Consider the following 4943-nt stretch of genomic DNA (forward strand, 5'->3'; position numbering starts at 1 on the left):
GGAAGCAGAAAAAAACGAAAACAAGTGGATACTGGGCGCGGTGGCCATGGCCATGAGCAACTATTACACTAAAGACCACGCAATAAATTTATATAAAGCTAATTCGCGTAAGGTGCTAATCACTTTTAACCATTTTTATCCTATTTCTTGCAATTCGAAATCCAAGATCATCAATTTTAAATGACGTGGGATGACTGCGTCGCCTATTAGTAGATAAACAACCCCTTTCTTCATCACACCAGCCACCACCTCTAAAAATGCGATAAGAACCATAAACAGTTTCATCATAGATATCTGAACACCATTCCCAAACATTGCCTAACATATCATAAATCCCCCACGCATTTGGTTCTTTTAATCCAACGTTATGGGTGGCTTGGGCTGAATTAGCTTTATACCAAGCTATCAATTCCAATTCACCATATCTAGTTCCCTTGGTTCCCGCTTTACAAGCATATTCCCATTCCGCTTCTGTCGGCAATCGAAATCCTTCTGCCGTTTGATCAAAAGTAATCTCTTCTTCTGCATCAAAAGAGTAGCAAGGATTCAACCCCGTTTGATTAGATAGGGAATTGCAGAAAAGTACCGCGTCTTTCCAGGTAACTGTTTCAACTGGTCGTCTATTCCCTTGAAAAGCACTGGGTGATGCTTTGGTGATTTCATAATACAAATCTTGTGTCACTGGAAATTTTGAAAGTAAAAAAGATTCAAGCTCAACCGTCCATTTTTGTTTTGTCCGATCGTCTCTCAATTCAATTTTCCCTTTTGGTATTTCTACCATTTCCTTGTTCACTATTGAAATATCGCATATTCTATTGGTTTGCTGAGTCATTTGTTTGAATGTACTTAAGTATATACAGGTGTGCAGCCTAATCCCCTAAGATAAAGTAAATAATTTATTCAAGAAAATGCGCATCACTTGAATATTAACATGAATAGCCTGCTTACAATTCAGCACACTGGATAACATTTAGGACAGGAAGAAAAGTATGTATCGAAAAAGATTGCCTAAAGCAGAAAAGCCACTGATCTCTCAGTGGCTTACGTCGGGGTGGCAGGACGTTGTATCCTGCCCTCAAATATCTAATAATCAATGAATTGACTTTTACACTTAAGAACTACTCACCGTTTAACTCACATATAATATGTGATCCGATGATACAAATTTAGTCATTTAAGTTGATTGAGCAATACATTTTTTACCTTTTATCATAAATACAAATAACCTACAAATGCACTTATATATAAGATCCTAAGCTCTGCCGAAGATAGCGGTTTAATGATGAAATTCACTGCATTTATCTGCTGTCACCCCTCTCCTAGATCAAGAAAAAGCGGATTGAATATCTTTGTACTTATTATATATACTGTTTTGTTCCTTTGATATTATTCTAAATTTCTAGTGTACAGACTATAAAGAAAATCCCCCAAGTTCCACCCACCTTGGGGGAAATTTTCATTTGTATTTACAAAGTTTGTGATTCATTTGGGGAATACTTGCTTGAAAATCAGTAATCCTCTCAAAAATCATTGATTATGAAATACTCTTTACAAAACATCATTTTAGAGATTCACAACAAGGAGGAAAAGATTTTATCTCAAAGCAAAGGATTGATTGATGAGGCTTACGAGATAACCTTGTACCTTCAGGATCTGCTATTCTCGGTCAAGAAACTCATAACCGAAGAAGGATTTAAAAACGACGCTGAAGAGATCCATTTCTTCCGTACCATAAAGCCTCAAATACTTGGCAAGCTGATTTACTATAACAAGGTTTATCGCATTGAAACCACCTGTCCGGTCAGTAATGGTAAAATGTATTACAGCTATTTCTCTTCTCAATTGACTAATCTGAAAAGAGAATACGTTGAGCATATCTGCAATTCTGACTTTTACAGGTACTACAGGTCGGGGCGGACAGACCGTGACCATACTTATTTCAAACGAGGAAACATAAACTATCACGATGGACTTAATAGCATCGTATTTGAGATAGATTCAGCGTTCTCTACATTCTTCGATTATAAAACTGCAAGGATTATCGCTAACGAATTGCTCTATTCATACCTGCTGACCAAGATTAATCCTGATGAAGATCCTGACGTGATTTTGCAGAAGCCAGAAAGCTCCAAAGATGTATTCTGGACAGACAGCAAAAATGCCCTCATTGAATTGGTGTATGCGCTTTATGCTTCTCGTGCTATATCACACGGTAAAATTGGTATCCGAAAAATAAGCTTGATGTTTCAGATAGTCTTTCGCATTCCTCTCGGCGATCTGCATCACGCTTTTCACCGCATGAAAACCCGTACAGGCTCTAGAACTGCTTTTTTAGACCAGCTCAAAATATCCCTCGAGGATTATGTGGATAAAGATCTTTGATAAAGTGTTAATCTTAATTTATTCCATTTCTAAGCAGTACAACCCATGGACTGCTTTTTCTTTGCCCATATCTGCCAATTGGCAAAACCTTTCCATTGAGATATAGAATCTCGGCCATAATCTCTAAACCCGTTATTGCATAAGGGTTTTAGCGAACTGAAAAAAACTTCAAAAAACCATTAAACCAATTGGCAAGGCTTGGCGGACAAACTCTACCATCCTTACCAATTTTGCATAGTGAACATTTAAAGACTTGTACTATGAATATTGACAGAACAGAATTTATTGCATGGATGGAGCGTATCATGGATCGCTTTGATATTCTTGGTGAACATATAGATGATGTGCAGAAGCAACGGAATAGCATTGATGGTGAAGAATTGCTGGACAATCAGGACTTGCTGCAAATACTAAAAATAAGCAACCGGTCACTGCAACGCTATCGCTCCATCGGCAAGCTGCCCTATTATACCATAAGCGGAAAACTGTACTACAAACTTTCCGATGTACATCAGTTCATTAGGGAAAGCTTTACTGCCCCTGTACCGAAAATGAAAGCCAACAAGTGACAAGTACTACCAATGGAAGCCAACTAATACAAAAGAGTGAGCGCTTCTTTTACATTCGGAATTGAATTTTAAAAACAGTAAGACTATGAGCGAGCAAATTGTAGATAAACAAGAGTCTCCTGACCAATTGTCGGAGATATTGTTGGTGCTGAATAAAGGGAAAAAGAAAATCCAGGCTGTAAAAGGAATTGACGAAAATGGTAAACTAGAGACCGTGGATGCCAACAAAAAGAACCAGAATCAGTTTATGCGTGTGGACAAGAATGGTGATTTGTTTTCCAACTTCTTTTCCAATTTTTTCAGTCAGTTAAAGAATCCCACCAACTTCTCTTTTTTCAAAATTCCTGCACCATTGGCGATTGACATGGCAAAGGAAATGCAGAAACAGGTAGATCATCCAACACCTGAAGGAGAAAAACTGATGAAGCAACATCAAGTAAAAGCAGAACCGCAACAAGAGCAAAAACAAGAAAATAAAAATGAAATGGAAACAACACAAAAAACACCAGAGACAAGCGAGTACCGCTACAAACCAGAACAGATTGATTGGGAAACTATGAACAATCTGGGCTTGAGCAAAGAGAAACTTGAAAAAATGAACCTACTCGATCCGTTATTGAGGGGGTACAAGACCAATGAATTGGTACCGGTTAGCCTTAATCTTGGCACTGCCGTTACCCGTATGGATGCAAGGCTATCACTACAACAAAATAATGAGGGACAGGTAGTGGTAGCGATTCACGGTATCCGTAAAGAACCTAATCTGAACTTTGAGTTTTTCGGTCATAAGTTTACGAAAGAAGACAAAGACAACCTGCTCCAATCGGGTAATATGGGACGCATGGTTAACTTAACCAATCCCAAAACAGGTGAAACGATCCCTTCTATTATCAGTGTGGACCGATTGACCAATGAATTGGTCGCTCTGCGTACGGACAAAATCAAAATCCCAGATGAAATTAAAGGGATAAAACTAGATGATGCGCAAAAGCAAACTTTAATGGAAGGTAAACCACTTTATATAGAAGGTATGATTTCCAAGAAAGGAACTCCTTTTGATGCGAATGTACAGTACAACGCGGACAAACGTTTTGTAGAATTCCTTTTTGATAGAAGCAACACGAATAAGCAAACACAAAACAATCAGCAAAATCAGTCACAAGAAGCTCCGAAAACCTTTAGAGGTAAAGAACTGGATAATGAGCAATATCAAAAGTTCAAAGATGGACAGACTGTTTATATGAGTGGACTGGTAGACAAAAAAGGTAAGGAATATAATGGCTATATCACCTTTAACAAGGAAAGCCATAAAACGGAATTCACTTTTCAAAATCCGAATAAGATCAAAGAACAAGTGAAACCTACCGAAGCCCATAAAACGCAAACAGCAGTCAATTCCGAGGGAAAAACCAATGAAGCGACCAAGAAAATCAAAAAACCTTTGAAATCGGGGCAAAAAAATCCAGATAGCAAGAAACAACAGGAAGAACAGGAAAAACCTAAAGCACCCGCTAAATCCAAAGGCAGAAAAATGTAACTATTAAAAAGATACACATGAAAGCAATTATCGCAGAAAAACCAAGTGTAGCTCGTGAAATAGCCACCCTATTGCGAGCCACTGAAAAAAAGGACGGCTACCTAACAGGCAATGGCTATTTTGTAACGTGGGCTTTTGGGCACTTGGTAGGATTGGCTATGCCTAGAGATTACGGAATTACAGGATTTGACAAAAAGGAACTGCCGATACTTCCAAGTCCTTTTTTATTGACCGTTCGCAAAGTCAAAAAAGATAAAAGTTATATCGCTGATTCAGGCGCATTAAAACAATTGAAAGTAATTGAACAGATCTTTAATCAGTCTGATAGCATTATCGTAGCTACTGATGCAGGACGTGAAGGTGAACTGATATTCCGTTACATCTATGCACACCTCAAATGCAATAAACCTTTTGAACGTCTTTGGATCAGTTCACTTACCGAAAAAGCTATTAAA

At 38.1% G+C, this 4943-nt stretch carries 5 protein-coding genes; 4 read left to right on the top strand and 1 reads right to left on the bottom strand.

Translation table 11 applies throughout. From position 1 onward, the window contains the following. Positions 1–115 precede the first annotated feature (115 nt). Positions 116–832: a formylglycine-generating enzyme family protein gene (locus VLZ86_RS07435; protein WP_325449996.1), complete on the bottom strand. Its 717-nt coding sequence runs from the start codon at positions 830–832 to the stop codon at positions 116–118. Between the two features lie 704 nt (positions 833–1536). On the opposite strand from VLZ86_RS07435, the gene VLZ86_RS07440 reads away from it, so the two are divergent. The 4 genes from VLZ86_RS07440 to VLZ86_RS07455 form a co-directional block, all read left to right on the top strand. Further along, on the top strand, positions 1537–2382 hold the full coding sequence (locus VLZ86_RS07440) for an RteC domain-containing protein (RefSeq protein ID WP_325449997.1): 846 nt from the start codon (positions 1537–1539) through the stop codon (positions 2380–2382). A gap of 260 nt (positions 2383–2642) precedes the next feature. Then, positions 2643–2951, top strand: coding sequence for a helix-turn-helix domain-containing protein (locus tag VLZ86_RS07445; RefSeq protein WP_325449998.1), 309 nt, complete (start codon positions 2643–2645; stop codon positions 2949–2951). An 85-nt stretch (positions 2952–3036) separates the two neighbouring features. After that, positions 3037–4488, top strand: coding sequence for a DUF3945 domain-containing protein (locus VLZ86_RS07450; protein ID WP_325449999.1), 1452 nt, complete (start codon positions 3037–3039; stop codon positions 4486–4488). A gap of 17 nt (positions 4489–4505) precedes the next feature. Beyond that, positions 4506–4943: toprim domain-containing protein (locus tag VLZ86_RS07455; protein ID WP_325450000.1), on the top strand; the 438-nt coding region annotated here is incomplete at its 3' end.

It is taken from the genome of Gelidibacter sp., from assembly GCF_035515035.1.
Taxonomy (GTDB): Bacteria; Bacteroidota; Bacteroidia; order Flavobacteriales; family Flavobacteriaceae; genus Gelidibacter.